We start from the raw sequence: 18,506 nt of genomic DNA, 5'->3' as shown, positions 1-18,506 counted from the left end.
AAACTGATCATGAAAAAACAAACAACCACTTTATATATAGTATGCAGCACATTATTCCTATCCTTATTTACAGGCTGCAGTAAAGATTTTGAACAAATAAACACCGACCCAACGCAGTTAAGCCAGGGTACGTTCAAGTATGAGTATCTGTTTACCACTGCCCAGCTTTACGCCAACGGTAACCCCGATGGTTATGCCAACGGTATGTTTCAAAGCAGTATGTCGTACGCATCAACCATGATGCAGCACCTCTCGGCAACCAACCCCGTATGGTATGGTGATAAATATATTTACAATGCCAATTACAATGGCTCATACTGGACAATGTTCTATGGTTCGGGTATCAAGGCGGTTGTAGATGTGGTTGAAAATTCAAAGGATAAGCCGGAGAAGAACAACCTGTACAACACGGCACGTATCCTGCGGGCCTGGTACTTTCAGCAAATGACGGATATTTACGGCGATGTGCCATATTCTGAAGCAGGTTTAGGTTTCACGCAGGGCAAAACCAACCCTAAGTATGACGATCAGCAATCTATCTATAACGGCCTATTGGCCGAGCTGGAAGATGCTGCCTCAAAACTAAATGCCGATCCTGCAGCCAACACCCTCAAAAGCGCCGATCTGTTTTACCAGGGTGATGTGGCCAAATGGAAAAAATTTGCCTATTCTGAAATGTTGCGCCTGGCTTTACGCTTAAGCAAGGTTGATGCCCCAACAGGCAGTAACTGGGCCAAAAAAGCTGTAGCAGGCGGGCTGATGCAAAGCAATGATGATAATGCTCTTGTGCCGCACGAAGACCAGAACACCCGCCCGCCAAGTAATCCTGTAGGGCTGATACTGCACTCGCGCGAACCGAATAGCTATCGTCTCAGCAAAACCTTTGTCGATTTTCTGAAAGCCAATAACGACCCGCGTTTGGGTTACTTTGGTGCCGTTATTACAGACCCTACAAATACTGCCGATTTCGGTAATGAGAACCCAGCCGTGCAGATGGGCCAGCCAAACGGCTACGATAAAACCGGCGGTCCTAAGGATATATCAACCGCGCCCGGCTATCCCGGCGACCAGAACAAGTATTCGGTAGTTAACCGCCACACTTTTGCGCGTGAGAATGCGCCGTCGTTCATTCTTACGTATGCCGAAACACAATTGCTTTTGGCCGAAGCCGCTCAGCGCGGCTGGGTAACCGGCACAGCATCTACCTTTTACAATCAAGGTGTAATGGCGGCCATACTACAGCTTAACCAAACCGGAGCCAATATAAGCGACGGAACAGCCTCAGCCTATGCAACAGCGCATCCGCTGGTAGCTAATACCGCTTTGCAACAGATAAACGAGCAATACTGGGTGGCTACCTTTTCAGATTGGCTGGAAACGTGGAGCAACTGGCGCAGAAGCGGTTTTCCGGTACTAACGCCGGTTAACTATCAGGGTAACTCAACAAACGGTACCATACCCCGCCGTTTTGTTTACCCGTTGGATGAAGCAAGTGTAAACCCTGCTAATTATAGCGCAGCCGCGGGTAAAATTGCCGGCGGCGATAAACTGACATCCCGCGTTTGGTGGGATAAACAATAGTGTTATTTTGTTTAGGCAGCCCGTGCTTTGTGCGGGCTGCTTTTTTACAGCACACACCCAACCGCATCAGCTTGCACTAAGCAGTATATTTATATAAAACCAATATTATGCGTCTTATCTGTTCACTATTATTGTTGGCTGCTGCCACCGTAAATGCGCAGGATTGGCCTGTTTTAAAACACTACGAAGGGCAACAGACCTACAAAATAGCCATGCCTGTTGGTGGTATTGGTACGGGTAATATTTCGGTAGGCGGCAATGGCCAGTGGCGTGATGTGGAGATAATGAACAAACCCGGCGTTGGTTTCTTCGGCGCTGTATCTCCTAAGCAGGCCCCCTGTTTTTTGATTTTTACGCAGGATGCAAAAGGTGTTAAGCGTTCAAAGGCTTTGTTGGGGCCCATCCCGCCAAACGAGTTTGCCGGCGCTGAAGGCAGTAACACACCAAGCCATGGTTTGCCGAGGTTTAAAAACTCAAGCTTTGATGCAGCTTACCCGTTCGCTATCGTAAACCTGCAGGATGATGATATGCCTGTTTCGGTGAAACTGAAAACGTTTAACCCGTTCATTCCCGGCAATGCCGATGCCAGCGGAATACCCGTGGCAGTAATTCGTTATGAGGTGAAAAATACTACTGATGGCGAGCTGGATGTGGCAGTAGCGGGTTCGCTGGATAATTTTATCGGGATGGATGGTTACAAGGCAGAATTCAGTCTGTTTAATCGCTCTATCGTGCCGTTAGGTACTAAAAACAACCGTAACACTTTCAAAAGCACCCAAAAGTTATCTGGCATTTACATGACCTCTGATAGTGTAGACAAAGATGCCTCAACTTATGGAACCATTGCGCTCACTACAAACAATACCGATAAACAAAGGCAGATATCATACCGTACCGAATTTGATACCCGCGGATGGGGCTCAAACATGGCCGATATGTGGAATGATTTTACGGATGATGGTATCTATCAGGATAAAACATTCCCCGAAAAGGTGAATGACCCGCGTGCGGCCCTGGCAGTTAAACTGAAACTTAAGCCGCATGAAACCCGCGAGGTTCAATTTTTGCTCACCTGGAATTTTCCCAACCGTAAGGACTGGGAAGACCACGTAACTATCGGCAATTATTACTCAACCAAATACACCGATGCCTGGGATGTAGCCGAAAAGGTAACGCCCCAACTGTCATCGCTTGAAAAGAAAACACTTGATTTTGTAAATACGCTTATCAACAGCAGCTATCCTTTGGAAGTGAAAGAGGCGGCCCTGTTCAATGCATCCACACTGCGCTCGCAAACCACTTTCAGGGATAAGCAGGGCAACTATTTTGGCTGGGAAGGTGTGTTCAACAACGTAGGTTCTTGCTTTGGTAACTGTACGCATGTGTGGAACTATGAATTTGCGTCGCCGTTCCTGTTTGGCGCTCTGGCCAAAAATATGCGCAATACCGAATACAATTACGCGCTTTGGAACAGCGGACTGATGAATTTCAGGGTAAGCCTGCCCCTGAAAAAAGAAAGCGGTATGAAAGGTGCCGCTGCCGACGGGCAAATGGGCAGCATTATGCGCGTGTACCGCGAGTGGCAGCTGAGCGGCGATGACGCTTTTCTGAAAGCAACATGGCCCGGCGTTAAAAAAGCATTAGCCTTCGCCTGGATAAAGGGTGGCTGGGATGCCGATAAGGACGGCGTAATGGAAGGCTGCCAGCATAATACCATGGATATTGAATATTATGGCCCGAACCCCGAGATAGAGTTCTGGTACCTTGGCGCACTTAAAGCATCAGCCGCAATGGCCAAATATTTAAAAGATACTGAATTTGAGCAGACATGCACCAGGCTCTACACAAACGGCAGCAAATGGACGGATGCAAATCTGTTTAACGGTAAATTCTATATCCAAAAGGTGCAACCTGCTAAAAGTGCTGAAGATATTGCCCCCGGTCTGAGGCAGGGTATGGGCGGCAAAGATATCAGGAACCCTGATTTTCAGATAGGCGAGGGCTGCCTGGTGGACCAGTTGGTGGGGCAGAACATGGCCTTTGTTTGCGGACTGGGTTATTTAGCTGATGAGGCGCATATCAGATCGGCACTTAAAAGTATTGTTGAATATAACTCGGTTAAAACATTTGGAGACAGGTTCAATAACATGCGTTCGTATGCGCTGGGCAACGAGCCGGGCCTGCTGATCACTGCCTATCCCGATCCATCAAAGCGGCCTGCTATCCCACTGTCTTATGGCGATGAGGTTTGGACAGGTCTGGAATACACCGCCGCTACCGGTATGTATTACGAAGGGATGGATAAAGAGGCTTTGGATATCATTACCAACGTGCGCAGCCGTTATGACGGTTATAAACGTAATCCGTTTAACGAGGAAGAATGCGGCAACCACTACGTAAGGGCAATGGCAAGTTGGTCGGCTTTGGTGGCTATCAGTAAATTTCATTATTCGGCGGTTGATGGCAGCTTTACCATCACTTCAAAACCGGGCACCTATTTCTGGTCAAACGGTTATGCATGGGGCGATGTGGTGGTTGATGATAAAGGTTCAAAGCCATCAGTAATCATCAGTGTGCACCATGGTAGCCTCAAATTAAACACGGTTGCTTTAGCCGGTGGTAAAATGCAGAAAGTAAAAGCACAGTTAGATGAGGGTACGCAGCAACGTATTTTGTTCAACTGATACACGGTCTCTGGACTAATTGATTTATATTTATTGGACTATCACCAGCCTGAGCCTGCTGATGATATTTGACCATCGTAAACATAAAACCTAAAACAATGGCCACTTCTCCCGTAGTTTATCAGCGCGAATTAACCCTTAGTTCCGAAGAATTTGTTGATGTATTGCAGCGCAGTACCCTTGCCGAGCGCAGGCCGGTTGATGACCCCGAGCGCATTGAAGCCATGCTGCAAAATGCCAACCTCATTATCACCGCGCGGGTAGATGGTAAGCTGGTAGGCGTATCACGCGCGCTTACAGATTTTGCCTTTTGTACCTATCTATCAGACCTTGCGGTTGATGAAGATTACCAGAAGCAGGGCATCGGTGCAAAGCTTATTTACGAGACCAAGAAACACTCGATAAAAGCAAAGTTAATACTGCTGGCTGCACCAAAGGCGGTTAACTATTACCCTAAAACAGGTATGACAGGTTTTAGCCATTGTTTCTTACTGGATAACATTAACGATATGAAGATAAAAGATTAATATACATGAAATTAAAGTATTTTACTTCAACTGTTTATGCAGGGTTGTTTTTGCTGTTTGCAAGCGCCTGCAACACAGGTTCAACCGGCGGCGATATCTATCAATTTGATGAAAATGCCGACACACGGTGGAGCAGTCCCGAGAACCTGAACGGTAACAAGGCCGAAGGCGGCAAGGAAAACAAAACAGCCAAAGGCCACCCCAGCGATCCTATCCCGGCAGGCGGTTCAAAGGCATTGCTTGACATCAAAGGACAGGGTGTTATCAACCGTATCTGGGCCACCGTTAATGACCGTTCGCCTGAAATGTTGCGCTCTTTAAAGATCGAGATATTTTGGGACGGCGAGAAAAAGCCCGCGGTTACTGCACCTTTCGGCGATTTCTTTGGCGCAGGTTTGGGTAAGACATCCGCCTTCGAGAATGAATTTTTCGTAAATCCCGAAGCGCGTTCTTTTACCTGCTTAATCCCGATGCCGTTCAAAAAGGCAGCTAAGATCGTAGTGACCAATGAATCAGGTAAAGTACTTAATGATATCTATTTCGATGTAGATTATACGTTGAAACAGATCCCCTCGAACAGCCTGTACTTGCATGCTTACTGGCACCGCGATACACTGACCACTCTCGGTAAAGACTTTGAATTGCTGCCAAAGGTTGAGGGTAATGGCCGTTTCCTTGGTGTTAACGTGGGTGTAAATGCCAATCCGGTTTACCGCAAATCGTGGTTTGGCGAGGGTGAGGTAAAAATGTATATGGATAATGATGGTGACTACCCAACGCTTAACGGTACGGGTACTGAAGATTACATCGGTACCGGCTGGGGGCAAGGCAAGTATACCACTCGTTATACGGGTTGCACCATCGCTAATGATACCTTGCTGCAATGGGCTTTCTATCGCTATCACGTAAAAGACCCGGTTTACTTCAAAAACAACCTGAAGGTTACCATACAGCAAATAGGCGGTTATGATACAGACAGCATCGCCGTTTTCCAAAAACAAGGCGCGCCGCTTATTCCCGTAACCACCTACAATGGTAAGATGTACCGCTTCTATGACGGTTCGTCTAAATTTGAGCCCTCTAAGCCCGGTTCGCCAAAAGGGTGGACAAACTATTACCGCCGCGATGATTTTGCCTCTACGGCCTTCTTTTACCTCGATAAACCTACCGATAACCTGCCGGCACTGCAGCCGGTTGCGTATCGCGTGGCGAATCTAAGAGTGAAGCAATAATCCCATTCAAAATATATTTTCAAAAGCCGCCCTGTGCGGCTTTTCTGTTTTTAAAATATTGCCTTAAATGAAGTTGCATAAATAGCTTTATCTTAACATCATACAACAGTACAGTTGTTGCGGGGCTAATTTGTTGCTTGCAGGCATTTACCAAGAAACCCATGAGAAGAATTTTTACCCTGATCTTTGTGCTGTTTTGCGGTGCCGCCACGGCACAAAAGTTTAATGATCTTGCACTCACGCCGCCCATGGGCTGGAACAGCTGGAACAAATTTGCCTGTGATGGTATCAGTGAAAAGGCTATCCGCGATGTGGCTGATGCCATGGTAACATCGGGCATGAAAGATGCCGGCTACCAGTACATCGTAATTGACGATTGCTGGCAGGTTGGCCGAGACAGTATCGGCAACATCATTGCCGACGAAAAGAAATTCCCATCGGGCATTAAAGCCCTTGCCGATTATATCCACAGTAAGGGGCTTAAATTCGGTATCTACTCATGTGCAGGTAAGCTTACCTGTGCAGGCAGGCCGGGCAGCCGTGGTTATGAGTTTCAGGATGCGCGCACCTATGCTAAATGGGGTGTAGACTACCTTAAGCTGGACTGGTGCAACAGCGACGGCCAAACTACCAAAGAAGCCTATACACTAATGCGTGATGCGTTGTACAAAGCGGGCAGGCCAATTGTGTTCAGCATTTGCGAGTGGGGCAACAGCAAGCCCTGGTACTGGGCGCAGGATGTTGGCCACCTGTGGCGCACCACCGGCGATATTGAGAACCAATGGGGCAAGGTGAAGGCCGTTGAGGGTAAAGTTTGGGGTGGTAGCGTTGTGGCCATACTGGATATGCAGGCAGGCCTGGATAAGTTTGCCGGCCCCGGTCATTGGAATGATCCTGATATGCTGGAAGTAGGCAATGGCGGTTTAACGGTGGAAGAAGAGCGCGCACATTTCAGCCTTTGGTGTATGATAGCCGCACCGCTCATTGCTGGTAACGATCTCAGTAAAATGAGCAAACAAAGTGCTGCGGTACTCACCAATAAAGATGTTATTGCCATAGACCAGGATAAGCTGGGTAAACAAGGTTACAAGATATTGGATGGTTTTGATTTTGAGATCTACATGAAACCATTAGCCGGCGGCGATACCGCGATATGTCTTTTCAATCGTACCGAAAAACCTTTGAAAGTTAATGTGGATTGGGCCAAATACAAAATAGGTAACGACTTTAAAATTACCGATCTGTGGGCGCATAAAAGCGCCGGTTCAACCGCCGCGAATTTTAAAGCTACCATTGCGCGCCATGATGTTAAAATGCTGCGCCTGAGTAAGAAATAAACGCCAATATAAACCAATACATGAGAAAAATATTTGCTGCTTTACCCATTGTTGCGGCCTTATTATCGGGCTGCAGCCATAAGCAAGATTATACTGGTTGGACGCAGTACAAAGGCGGGAACGAGAATATCCATTACTCATCGCTTACGCAGGTTGATACCACCAACGTTACCAAACTGCAGGTGGCCTGGGAGTATCACACCCGCGACGCCGATACCGCTAACCACTCGCAGATACAATGCAACCCCATCATTATCGACGGTGTGCTCTACGGTACATCGCCAAAAATGAAACTGTTTGCCATTGATGCTGCAACAGGTAAAGAGAAATGGCAGTTTAATCCTTTCGATTCGTTGGCTAAAGACAAGCGGATGTTCTTTATCCTTAACAACTGCCGCGGTGTGGCTTATTGGGCCAATGGTAACGATAAACGCATCTACTACACTGCTGGTCCGTACCTGTATGCCATCAATGCTATTACCGGTAAAACGATAAGCAGCTTTGCTGATAATGGAAAGCTGGATCTGCATAACGGCCTCAACCGCGATGTAAAAGAGCTTTTTGTTACCGCTACATCGCCGCCTATAATGTACGGCGATATTATGATAATGGGCAGCCGCGTGGACGAAGGGGCGCATGCCGTACCCGGCCATATCCGCGCATTTAATGTACGTACCGGCAAGCAACTTTGGATATTCCACACCATACCGCAGCCCGGTGAGCCCGGGTATGAGTCATGGGAAGATAAGAATGCGTGGAAATACATTGGCGGGGCTAACGCATGGGGAGGCTTTAGCCTGGATGCTAAGCGGGGCATTGTGTACGGTTGTACGGGCTCGGCCTCGTACGACTGGTATGGCGGCAAGCGCCTGGGTAACCATCTTTATGCCGATTGCCTGTTAGCGCTCGACGCCAAAACCGGCAAACTGAAATGGCATTTTCAGGATATCCACCACGATGTTTGGGACAGGGATATCCCGGCGGCACCGGCACTCGTCACCATTAAAAAAGATGGCAAAAGCATTGATGCATTGGCGCTCACCACCAAAACAGGTTTTGTGTTCACGTTCAACAGGGAAACAGGCAAACCGGTTTACGATATTGTAGAGAAACCTGTACCCACCTTTACTGATCTGAAAGGAGAGAAGCTGTCACCTACGCAGCCATATCCCGTTGCCCCGGCACCGTTTATGCGCCAGTTGGTTACGGAGCAGGAGTTGAACCCTTATCTGCCCGATAGCTCAAAAAAAGCAGTACTGGCTGCCTACAAAAGCCTGCGTAGCGATCACATGTTTAACGCGCCGACGCTGGGCGGTATCATCGAGTTTCCGGGCCTTGATGGCGGTGCAGAGTGGGGCGGCCCGTCTTATGACCCGGAGAGTGGTTACCTGTACATCAATGCCAACCAAATGGCCTGGGCCATCCGCGCCATGAAGGTAGAGACTAAAGGAGCAGCAGGCGAGACGAATTTGCTGGCTGGTCAGCGTTTGTTCAAATCTTATTGCATGACCTGCCACGGTGCCGATCGTAAAGGCAGCGGTACGTTTCCGTCGCTCATCAATATCAACAGGAAATACAAACCGTTGCAGTTTGATACGCTGATACAATCCGGCCGCCGCATGATGCCCGCCTTCCGCCAATTGAAGCCAAATGAACGCAAAGCTATCGCATCATTTGTGCTCGATATCAAGCAAGAACAACCTAAACCATTTGTAGATGAAGTAAAGGCCGATGACGAGTATTACCGCCTGCCCTATGCCATGGCCGGGTATAATAAATTCCTTAGCAAAGAGGGCTATCCGGGCATACGCCCGCCTTGGGGCACTTTGAGTGCTATCGACCTCAATACCGGCAAATTTGTTTGGCATAAAGCTTTAGGTAACGACCCGGAATTTCCTCATGGTAAGGAAGATTCGGGTACCGAGAATTATGGCGCATCTGTTATCAGCAAAGGCGGTTTGCTGTTTATTGCAGCCACTAAAGATGGCAAGTTTCGTGCGTTTAATAAGAAAACCGGTAAATTGCTGTGGGAGGTTACCCTGCCCGCACCAGGATATGCTACGCCCTCTATTTATGAACTTAATGGCAAACAATACATCGTTATAGCCTGTGGCGGCGGCAAAATGAATACCAAGTCGGGCGATAGTTATGTGGCTTTCGCTTTGCCCTGATAAACTGAAATGATCATGAGAAAATATATACTGCTATTTGTTTTTTTGATAAGCTTTTTCAACGCCCATGCACAATTCAGTGTAAGTGCCGATAAACATTATTTGCTGCGCGATGGTAAACCGTTTACCTGGATAGGTGATACCGCCTGGGAACTTTTCCATCGCCTTAACCGCGAGGACGCCGACCGCTATCTTAAGAAACGTGCCGAACAGGGCTTTACGGTTGTGCAGGCCGTTGCCCTTGCAGAACTGGACGGCATCCGCGCCCCGAATGCTTACGGCGAGAAACCTTTGATAGATGAGAAACTCACCAAACCCAACGAGAAATATTTTGAGCATGTAGACTGGATAATAAACAAAGCGGCTGAATATGGCATTACTATAGGCTTTTTGCCAACCTGGGCTGATAAACTGGATGCAGGCACCTGGGGCAAGGGCCCCGAGATACTAAATGTGCAGGACGGCGCAACCTACGCAACCTGGCTTGCCAAACGCTACAAAAACAAGAAGAACATTATCTGGATCTTAGGCGGCGACCGTCAGCCGCGAGGGGAACAGGATATTGCCGTTTGGCGTGCAATGGGTAAAGCTATAATGAAGGTTACCAATAACAAAGCCATCATCACTTATCACTGCCAACCTAATCAGCTGGGTTCGGCAGAGTGGTTCAGGAATGAGGATTGGTTTGCTTTTAACATGTTCCAGACCGGGCATTGCCGAGATACGCCGGTTTACGACAGGATAAACGCATCATACAATGCCACGCCAACAAAACCCACCATTGATGGCGAACCTATTTATGAAGATCACCCCGTGTGTTTCAATGTAAAAGACCTTGGCACCTCAAGTGCTTATGATGTGCGCAAATCAGCTTATCTTGATCTGCTCTCGGGAGCATTCGGGCATACGTATGGCTGCCATGATATTTGGCAGATGTATTCCCCCAAACATGAACCGTTGAACGGCCCGCACATGTTCTGGTACGAGGCTCTTGATTTGCCAGGCGCTAACCAAATGCGTTATGTTCGCCGGTTGATAGAGGCCCGCCCGATGCTGGACAGGGTACCCGATCAGACGCTGATACAGGAAGGCGACAGGCCCGCGCCTGAACGAATACAGGCGGCGAGGGGAAAGGACTATGCTTTTGTATATTCGGCAGAGGGGAAGCCTTTCACCGTGCTGGCTAACAAAGTAAGCGGCGATAAACTAACGGCATACTGGTACAATCCGCGCGATGGTAAAGTAAAAGAGGCCGGGCAGGTATCAAACAAACAAAAAAATAAATTTACACCGCCAACAAACGGCTACGGGCAGGATTGGGTGCTGGTATTGGATGATGCCGCCAAAGGTTATAAAACACCATAATGCTGAAAAGAAAATATTCATTAACAATAGGGCTGCTTTTTGGCAACCTTTGGTGCTTTGCGCAAAAGCCCCTATATACCATTGCACCATGGTTTAATAATAAGAAAGCCGCCGTTACGCTTACGCTGGATGATGGCCCTGCCGGGCAGTTTACCGTGGCTTTGCCTTTGCTAATACAGCACCATATCAATGCCACATATTTTGTTACGGTGAATACCATCAATAAGCAACTGAAGAATTGGGACCTGGTAAACAGGGCCGCAATGGCAGGTAACGAGATCGCTAATCATTGTGTTACGCACCCGCATTTTCTAAAAATTCCGATCGATAGCGTGGCGATTGAGAATGCGTCATCAAACCACCTTATCGATTGCTATGTACCATCGCAAAAAGTAATCACACAAGCCTATCCATTTGGGGACGGGGGCGGCATTACAGCGAAAGACAGCGCGATACGAAAAGTGGCTGCCAAGTATTTTATCGGCGCACGCGCCACGCAGAATAGGCCTTACGCTTTTAACAGGTACGATTTTGCCAAAACTAATGACGATTACTATAATGTAAACAGCGCCATGATAGCTGACTCGGCCAGTATGACCGATTTTGGTAAATACATAGACCAGACCATTGCAGCAGGCGGCTGGTTTTGCCCTACTTACCATGGCGTTGCCGACGGCTGGATAATTACCCCCGAAGCGGTATTTAGAAAACATCTGGACGAGATAGAAAGCCGGCGCCCGCAATTGTGGATAGCCACTTTTAAGGATGTTATCAAATATCACAGGGAGCGGAATAGTGCTTCGCTGAAGCTTTTAAACAAAAGTGCTTCTGTATGGAAATTGGTATTGAAGGACACACTGGATAATAAAGTTTATGATCATCCGCTTACTGTAAACTTGCGTATCCCCAAAGGAAAAATGGTTAAGGCAATCAGCCGTAAGGGTAAAACCATCAGTTACCAAACTAATGCTGATGGTATTACTTTTAACGCCGTTCCATCAGCTGTACCGATTAACATTTCGTTTAAACGATAGCGTTATAAAGGCACAATCTGATAAACCGTGCCCTTGGTGGTATTGAAGGTATAAACGTTGCCGTTACGCTTCGCCTGTACTGGTTTGCCCTTGCTGGTGACCTTAATGGCTGTTGCAGAACGCAGATTGCACTTGTTACCCAAAACAGATATTAATCGGCTGTTTTGTAGTTTGCCTTTGCTCCAGGTCAGGTTGAGCGTGAAACCGCCGCGGGCACGCAGACCATGCGCGTTGCCGGTAGCAAATACTTCGGGCAGGGCGGGCAACAGGTCTATCTCATCTTCGCGCGATTGTAGGATCATCTCGGTTAAAACCGCAGTAGCGCAGCCGTTGCCATTCATGATCACATCCTTTCCATCCGAATTAAAGAAATTGGGAAACAGCCCGTAATTATTTATCGGCGAGGTACTCAGCGGACTTACATACCGTAATTGCTCCTGCCAGGTAGCCCAAGCGCTGTCTGCCTGGCCGGTACGTGCCCAGCAGGCGGCCTTTAATGCAAATCCCCAGGTACAGTTGGTTTTTTTACGCAGTTCCAAAGCTTTTATGGCCGCTGCGTTTAACAGGGGATTGGTGTAGGGCGATATCTCATTACCCGGAAAAACGGGATACAGATGCGTTAAGTGCCTGTGCGACGGATCAACCGGTTGCCATTCCTGTTCCCACTCCAGCAACTGGCCTTTTGAGCCAATTTTGTACTCTGGCATAAGGGCCAATGCTTTGCGCAGCTTTTGGGCAAAGGTGTTATCTGTGTGCAGTAACTCTGCTGTTTTAATGCAATTGATAAACAATTCGCGCATCAGGGCAATGTCGCCGGTGCTGTTGGCGCTCAGTTCGGCTGTATCGCCTTTGGCGGTAATAAAAGTATTCTCGGGCGAGGCCGAAGGGGCAGATACCAGTTTGCCGTTTTTATCCTTTACCAGCCATGCAAGGCAAAACTCTGCCGCACCTTTCATTACCGGCCATGCTTCGTTTTTAAGAAACTGTTTGTCGCCGGTAAACTGGTAATGGTCAAATAAATGTGCGCTAAGCCACGGCCCGGCCATATTCCAGTTGGCCCAGTGCGGGTTGCCGCCGCCGTAATTGCCAACAGGGCCGGTTTGCCGCCATATATCGGTATTGTGGTGCGCGCACCAGCCGGGCAATCCGTAATTTACAGCCGCGGTTTTGCGCCCATTTATGCTCAGATCGCGGATGAAATCTAAGAAAGGTTGGTGCATTTCGCTTAAGCCGGTGGTTTCGGCAGCGTAATAAAACATTTGTGCATCGTGGTCAATACACCAGTTTGAGCTGTATTCTGGCCGTAAACGGTCATTCCACAATCCTTTAAGGTTAACGGGCAATCCACCCGGCCTGGAGCCTGCTATCAGTACATAACGCCCAAATTGTACGATGGACGCCACCATCTCGGGATCGGTATAGGTCTTCATCAGCTTAAGGCGCTCATCAGTAGGCAGGGTTTTATTCCGGCTTTCGCCGAGGTAATATTGCACGCGACGAAATATCGGCTGGTAATCTTTAAGGTGATCTGCTTTCAATCGCGCATAGCTTAGTTTTGACGCTGCATCCAGATGCTTTTTTGCATCAACCGCAGGGTCTTTACCCTGCAAGCCAGGCGATCTGTCGAACCCGTTATAGCTGGTAACTGCGGATAAGATGAAGGTGACTGCATCAGCCTTACTCACAACAATGCCATTTTTATCAGCCTTAACCGTGCCGCCTTCATTTTTGATCAGCAGATCGAGCCTGAAGGTCATGCCTTCGCCGTTATCATCATATTGTATAGCGTCTTTGTCTTTTATTTTCCACAGATAAACCGGGTCAACGTGCTTCGGGGCTTTGCCGGTAAGTACAAGGTGATTGCTGCCCTCGCTGGTAACCTTAAAGTGTAATTTGCTGCTCAGATTGGCCGCGAAAGAAATCCCGCCTCGCTTATCTGCCGTATGCCTCATCACAATAACCCTGCCCGGGAAACTGGCAAAAGCGGTGCGGTTATAGGTTATGCCATTACTTTGGTATTGCACTTTGCTCAGCGCACTATCCAGATCGAGGCTGCGGCGGTAATTAACCGAGTCTTTTACATCGCGGTAGCGGATAAACAGATCGGCCATTGGCAGGTACGACTCTGTGTACGGCCCCTGCATTTTACGGGCAAGGCTGTCGGCTTGTTTGTACTGTCTGTTGAGGGCGGCTTCACGCACCTGCGGGAAGTACTTTTTAGCCTCGGGGTTGTTCCAATCACGTGGTGCGCCCGACCATAGTGTTTGCTCGTTCAGTTGGATGTGTTCTTCCTTTACCCGCCCGTAAATCATGGCACCCATGCGGCCGTTACCGATTGGTAAAGCCTCGTTCCAGTTAATGGCGGGCTGTTTGTACCACATCAGTGTGCCGTATTTGTGGTTGATGGCCTTTTGCGCTTGCAGGGTGCCGGCTGATAATATGAATAAGATAAGGAAGTAAAGCTTCTTCATGTTATTTTGAGGCTTTAAGATTGTAGGTACGGATGGCTAAAGGTTGCAGTGCGGGCAGATCGTTTATCGGCTTATCCAGATAGAAATAAGCGGTCGACGACCAATCGTCAGAACGATAAAACAGCGCAAAGTTCTCCGTTACGCTTTTGTCGTCAAATCCGATCCCCGTTTTGTATAGGTTGCGTGTTTTCCCCCGGCCGCTATCAACAGACGTAGGGATCATTTTTGCACCTTTCTTTTGTAGCTCCATCACCTCTTTCCTGAATGATGAGCCCATGGTTTGGATGGCCATGCGGCAATCGGTAGTAAAATAAATAGGGTCGGGGATGTGGTAGCGGTAAAAGCTCCATTGGCGGTTCTTCTCGTCGGATACTAAACAACCGGTGTACTGCGTAATAAATGCATTCTGCGACCAGGCATCGCCTATATAATCCTCGGTACCGGTGCCGGCAAGGGTAGGGTATTGCCTGTCGCCATCCATATAAACTTTTACCTCGCCTTCGCCCCACCAGGTGCTGCCATACTGGGGGTTGGTGTTTATGCCTGCGTTAATACCTAACAGGCGGCCTTTGCCTTTAATACGGGGCAGCAGTTCATAATCCTGCCCCAAAGTAGTAGCCGTATCGCGGTGCCAGTAAGCGTGGAAATAAAGGTTAGCCGGGTTCCACGTTTTAGTGAGCTGATAATTTACATCAAAGAAAAGGTTACTCAGCTCGCGCGCACCCTCGTTGTGGATGCGGATATGTGCACCGGTTTTAAACGGCATGGGGATATAGCAATTGAAAGAGCGCCCTTCAGGACTGGCGAACAATGCATTCTGAAACGATGACATCTTTCCTAATCCCATCCCAAAAAAATCGGCCAGCGGGACGGATACCGCGGGTTTTGTCTGGTTATCCCAAAACATTTCTACCACTAAAGTCCGCAGCATTTCGGGCGAGCGGTCGTTTATCGTGATCCAGATACGGTTGATAATGCCCAGGCCTTTTATGTTGAGCAGATCTACACTTTTACCGGCGGGCAGGTTGAGATAGGGCCGTCCTTTGGCGCCATAGTTTTCCATGGCACCTGCGCCTTTTTTACCGTTAAGGTTCTCGGGGCTGCTCCAGCGGGTAGTGCTGTTTCCGTCAAACTCAAACAAGGGTTTTGTATTTACCTGAGCAAAGCCTGAAAGCGTGCAGGCAACAAGCAAAAGGGTGTAAATGCAACGCATAATTTATAATTGGTAAGCCAAACTATTAAAGCTAAGCATTACACCCATACTGTACCGTGCTGTTAGCTTTTTTTTGACGGATACTACCTGCATGTTAAAGAATATCATAATTTTATGATAGAATAGTATTCGCTAATTATATGGAACCCTCATTCCGGCTTATTAACCCGCAGGCTAACCGCTCGTTTATTTTTAAGTACGAGCCGCTTGACCTTACTATGCGCTGGCACTATCACCCCGAGGTGGAACTGCTATACTTTACCGAAGGAAAAATAACGGCACTTATAGGTGATATCTTCCGTGAGTTTAACCAGGGCGATGTGCTGATATTAGGCGCAAACTGCCCGCATGTTTTGCAGGAGAATAAAGAATTTAAAAAAGATAACCCCACCGCGTCGCCGGTGGGGATTGTGCTGCAGTTTACACCTAATTTTTTGGGCGATGGCTTCATGGAGCGGCCCGAGTTTCAGGCCATCGGGCAATTTTTGAATAAAGCCAAAAGGGGCGTACATATCCGCGCCGCTATGAATACGAGCCTTGCATCGGCCTTAACAAAAATGCCGGCGCAGGGCGATACGGAAAAAGTGCTTAACCTGTTATCGGTGCTGCACAATCTCTCAGCAGGTGATGGCTACGAATATATTACCACACAGGATTACTTTTTTGACCACAGCCAAGACGAGGAACGCATGCGCAAGGTGAACGAGTTTGTTTACCGCTATTTTAGAGAAAAGATTACTATTGCTGATGTTGCCCGCGTGGCCAGCCTTACCGAAACCGCTTTTTGCCGTTACTTTAAAAGCCGCACCCGTAAACATTTTACCCGTTTTTTAAACGAGGTACGTGTGGCCTATGCTTGCAAGCTGCTGCATAAAAAGAACTACTCGGTTACGGATGTATGCTTTGAATCGGGTTTTAACAGCCTTTCATATTTCAATAGGCAATTTACAGAGGTAATGAATATGTCGCCGAAGAAATATCAGCAAGAGAAGCTTAAAACATCTTGAGCTTTTGAACAAAGTAATTTGAGCCATGCAACAAAACTCCGCTTTTGATGGTTGCCTAATTTTGCTTTAACAAAAAACAAAAAAATTATGGCAAAAGTATGGTTTATAACAGGCAGCTCCCGCGGATTGGGACGCAGCCTTACTGAGGCGGTTTTAGCAAACGGCGATAAAGTAGCCGCAACTGCCCGTAATATTGATAGTCTGAAAGATCTGGCAGACAAATATCCCGATGCTATTTACCCCATCCAACTGGATGTTACCGATTACGGACAGGTACATAAAGTAATTGCAGATACGGTTGCTCATTTGGGGCGGATTGATGTACTGGTGAACAATGCCGGTTTCGGCATTACCGGTGCGGTTGAGGCTTACAGTGATGAGCAGGTTCGCAGTCAACTGGAGACCAATTTATACGCGCCTGTTGAGATCACCCGTGCCGTGTTGCCTCACATGCGTAAACAACGCGCGGGGCATATACTGCAGATCAGTTCAATTGGCGGCCGTGTGGGCAGCGGTGGCGTATCTATTTACCAGGCGGCGAAATTTGGATTGAGTGGTTTTAGCGAGGGTTTGGCAATCGAGGTTGCTGATCTGGGCATAAAGGTTACTTGTATTGAACCGGGCGGTTTCCGTACTGATTGGGCCGGCGACTCCATGACCTATGCGCCCGAAATTGAAGCCTACACCACGGTGAACAAACGCATCGAGACTTTCAAAAGCGGTAACTTTAAACCAATAGGCGACCCTGATAAAGCAGCCAAAGTAATGATAGATGTAGTTAATATGCCAGAGCCACCCCTGCACTTGCTTTTGGGCAGTGAGGCCGTAGGTATTGTAAAACATTCTGAAGCCGCCAAACTGCGCGAGCTGGAGAAATGGGAGCAAACCAGTCTATCAACCGATGCTGATGATGCGGAGAATTTCTTTGAGAGCGAAGCAGGTAAACGTTTCCTTAGCTTAAAGAAATAAATATTTTATAACGGCGGGGCCATGTGGCCTTGCCGCTTATTTGTTAATGCTGTTATTTTGAACCATGGCCTCAAACGAAAGACCGATGATATCATACTCCTGCTACTATAGCCGTAGCAGGGAAGGTGAACAATTTGTACCCGAGCATGTGTTTAGTTATCAGATATCGGGCAAGTTCACAGTGAGCGATGGCGAACGCATCAATGTTTTTAACGAGGGCGATTTCAGGTTTTTCAGGCGCAATAACCTTATCAAGTATATTAAAGAACCACCTGTCGGCGGCGGAGAGTTTAAATCTGTATCGGTTTATCTTGATCAGGAAACCTTGCGTAATTTCAGTATGCAGCAGGGGTATAAGCCATCTGCGCATCGGCAAACAGACGCTATTGTGAAGCTGAAACCGCACGTTCTCTATAAAAGCTTTATGGATTCGCTGGCACCGTACCAGGGAGAAGGAGCAGAGAATAACCCCCAATTACAACAATTGAAGGTTAACGAGGCTATTTTGATACTATTACAAACCCAGCCTCAGTTAGCTGATATTCTATTCGACTTTAGTGACCCAGGTAAGATAGATCTGGAAAGTTTTATGGAGAAGAATTTTCATTTCAACGTGCAGATGAAACGCTTTGCTTACTTAACCGGCCGTAGCCTGGCTACGTTTAAGCGCGATTTCGAGAAGATCTTTAATACATCTCCGGGGCAATGGCTATTGCATCGCCGCCTGCAGGAGGCATTTTACCAGATAAAAGAAAAAGGCCGCTCGGCATCAGAGGTTTACATGGATGTGGGTTTTGAAGACCTGTCGCATTTCTCATTTGCATTCAAAAACAAATTTGGGTTGTCGCCGTCAAAAATCTGAGAAATTTTTACAATCAATTGCATTAAATAAACGTTAATTAATCGTACATTTAA

13 protein-coding genes are annotated in these 18,506 nt (G+C 47.7%); 11 read left to right on the top strand and 2 right to left on the bottom strand.

Annotated elements, in window-relative coordinates:
- The first annotated feature begins 9 nt into the window (after window positions 1-9).
- The 8 genes from D0C36_RS02730 (at window position 10) to D0C36_RS02695 (ending at window position 11,931) form a co-directional block, all read left to right on the top strand.
- The gene (locus tag D0C36_RS02730) at window positions 10-1,581 is read left to right on the top strand and encodes a SusD/RagB family nutrient-binding outer membrane lipoprotein (protein ID WP_158557061.1); all 1,572 of its coding nucleotides are present in this window, start codon (window positions 10-12) and stop codon (window positions 1,579-1,581) included.
- 107 nt (window positions 1,582-1,688) lie between these two features.
- Window positions 1,689-4,265: a GH116 family glycosyl-hydrolase gene (locus D0C36_RS02725; RefSeq protein WP_117390042.1), complete on the top strand. Its 2,577-nt coding sequence runs from the start codon at window positions 1,689-1,691 to the stop codon at window positions 4,263-4,265.
- A gap of 98 nt (window positions 4,266-4,363) precedes the next feature.
- Entirely contained in the window at window positions 4,364-4,792 is a 429-nt protein-coding gene (locus D0C36_RS02720; RefSeq protein ID WP_117391341.1) for a GNAT family N-acetyltransferase, read from the top strand.
- Between the two features lie 5 nt (window positions 4,793-4,797).
- Window positions 4,798-6,024 carry a glycoside hydrolase family 172 protein gene (locus D0C36_RS02715; protein WP_117390041.1) on the top strand — a complete coding sequence of 409 codons (1,227 nt, stop codon included), beginning with the start codon at window positions 4,798-4,800 and terminating at the stop codon, window positions 6,022-6,024.
- A 161-nt stretch (window positions 6,025-6,185) separates the two neighbouring features.
- A complete protein-coding gene (locus D0C36_RS02710) occupies window positions 6,186-7,361 on the top strand; it encodes a glycoside hydrolase family 27 protein (RefSeq protein ID WP_117390040.1) in 1,176 nt (391 codons plus the stop codon).
- Between the two features lie 20 nt (window positions 7,362-7,381).
- Window positions 7,382-9,532: an outer membrane protein assembly factor BamB family protein gene (locus D0C36_RS02705; RefSeq protein WP_117390039.1), complete on the top strand. Its 2,151-nt coding sequence runs from the start codon at window positions 7,382-7,384 to the stop codon at window positions 9,530-9,532.
- A 15-nt stretch (window positions 9,533-9,547) separates the two neighbouring features.
- Complete coding sequence (locus D0C36_RS02700; RefSeq protein ID WP_117391340.1) at window positions 9,548-10,897, top strand: glycoside hydrolase family 140 protein; 1,350 nt, start codon at window positions 9,548-9,550, stop codon at window positions 10,895-10,897.
- Window positions 10,897-11,931 (top strand): polysaccharide deacetylase family protein, encoded by a 1,035-nt coding sequence (locus tag D0C36_RS02695; protein WP_117390038.1) that lies wholly within the window; start codon window positions 10,897-10,899, stop codon window positions 11,929-11,931. Before D0C36_RS02700 ends, D0C36_RS02695 begins: the two co-directional genes overlap by 1 nt.
- Before the next feature lie 2 nt (window positions 11,932-11,933).
- Here D0C36_RS02695 and D0C36_RS02690 read toward each other — a convergent pair whose 3' ends face one another.
- Window positions 11,934-14,402, bottom strand: a complete 2,469-nt coding sequence (locus D0C36_RS02690) for a glycoside hydrolase family 95 protein (RefSeq protein ID WP_117390037.1) — start codon at window positions 14,400-14,402, stop codon at window positions 11,934-11,936.
- A 1-nt stretch (window position 14,403) separates the two neighbouring features.
- A complete protein-coding gene (locus tag D0C36_RS02685; protein WP_117390036.1) occupies window positions 14,404-15,615 on the bottom strand; it encodes a glycoside hydrolase family 172 protein in 1,212 nt (403 codons plus the stop codon).
- Between the two features lie 140 nt (window positions 15,616-15,755).
- On the opposite strand from D0C36_RS02685, the gene D0C36_RS02680 reads away from it, so the two are divergent.
- The 3 genes from D0C36_RS02680 to D0C36_RS02670 all read left to right on the top strand — a co-directional run bounded on the left by D0C36_RS02680 (window position 15,756) and on the right by D0C36_RS02670 (window position 18,453).
- Window positions 15,756-16,622, top strand: coding sequence for an AraC family transcriptional regulator (locus D0C36_RS02680; protein WP_117390035.1), 867 nt, complete (start codon window positions 15,756-15,758; stop codon window positions 16,620-16,622).
- Between the two features lie 87 nt (window positions 16,623-16,709).
- Window positions 16,710-17,591 (top strand): oxidoreductase, encoded by an 882-nt coding sequence (locus D0C36_RS02675; protein WP_117391339.1) that lies wholly within the window; start codon window positions 16,710-16,712, stop codon window positions 17,589-17,591.
- Between the two features lie 64 nt (window positions 17,592-17,655).
- Complete coding sequence (locus D0C36_RS02670) at window positions 17,656-18,453, top strand: helix-turn-helix domain-containing protein (protein ID WP_117390034.1); 798 nt, start codon at window positions 17,656-17,658, stop codon at window positions 18,451-18,453.
- Window positions 18,454-18,506 lie beyond the last annotated feature (53 nt).

The sequence above is a fragment of the Mucilaginibacter conchicola genome, assembly GCF_003432115.1.
GTDB classification, from domain to species: domain Bacteria; phylum Bacteroidota; class Bacteroidia; order Sphingobacteriales; family Sphingobacteriaceae; genus Mucilaginibacter; species Mucilaginibacter conchicola.
The sequence above is the reverse complement of the archived record's forward strand: the minus strand, read 5'-3'. Positions and strand labels throughout refer to the sequence as shown.

What these genes read in the sequence shown, in the direction of transcription:
- D0C36_RS02720 (WP_117391341.1), top strand. Translation starts at nt 4,364, where the DNA reads ATGGCCACTTCTCCCGTAGTTTATCAGCGCGAATTAACCCTTAGTTCC.
- D0C36_RS02710 (WP_117390040.1), top strand. Translation starts at nt 6,186, where the DNA reads ATGAGAAGAATTTTTACCCTGATCTTTGTGCTGTTTTGCGGTGCCGCC.
- D0C36_RS02690 (WP_117390037.1), bottom strand. Translation starts at nt 14,402, where the DNA reads ATGAAGAAGCTTTACTTCCTTATCTTATTCATATTATCAGCCGGCACC.
- D0C36_RS02685 (WP_117390036.1), bottom strand. Translation starts at nt 15,615, where the DNA reads ATGCGTTGCATTTACACCCTTTTGCTTGTTGCCTGCACGCTTTCAGGC.
- D0C36_RS02730 (WP_158557061.1), top strand. Translation starts at nt 10, where the DNA reads ATGAAAAAACAAACAACCACTTTATATATAGTATGCAGCACATTATTC.
- D0C36_RS02670 (WP_117390034.1), top strand. Translation starts at nt 17,656, where the DNA reads ATGGCCTCAAACGAAAGACCGATGATATCATACTCCTGCTACTATAGC.
- D0C36_RS02695 (WP_117390038.1), top strand. Translation starts at nt 10,897, where the DNA reads ATGCTGAAAAGAAAATATTCATTAACAATAGGGCTGCTTTTTGGCAAC.
- D0C36_RS02725 (WP_117390042.1), top strand. Translation starts at nt 1,689, where the DNA reads ATGCGTCTTATCTGTTCACTATTATTGTTGGCTGCTGCCACCGTAAAT.
- D0C36_RS02680 (WP_117390035.1), top strand. Translation starts at nt 15,756, where the DNA reads ATGGAACCCTCATTCCGGCTTATTAACCCGCAGGCTAACCGCTCGTTT.
- D0C36_RS02715 (WP_117390041.1), top strand. Translation starts at nt 4,798, where the DNA reads ATGAAATTAAAGTATTTTACTTCAACTGTTTATGCAGGGTTGTTTTTG.
- D0C36_RS02700 (WP_117391340.1), top strand. Translation starts at nt 9,548, where the DNA reads ATGAGAAAATATATACTGCTATTTGTTTTTTTGATAAGCTTTTTCAAC.
- D0C36_RS02675 (WP_117391339.1), top strand. Translation starts at nt 16,710, where the DNA reads ATGGCAAAAGTATGGTTTATAACAGGCAGCTCCCGCGGATTGGGACGC.
- D0C36_RS02705 (WP_117390039.1), top strand. Translation starts at nt 7,382, where the DNA reads ATGAGAAAAATATTTGCTGCTTTACCCATTGTTGCGGCCTTATTATCG.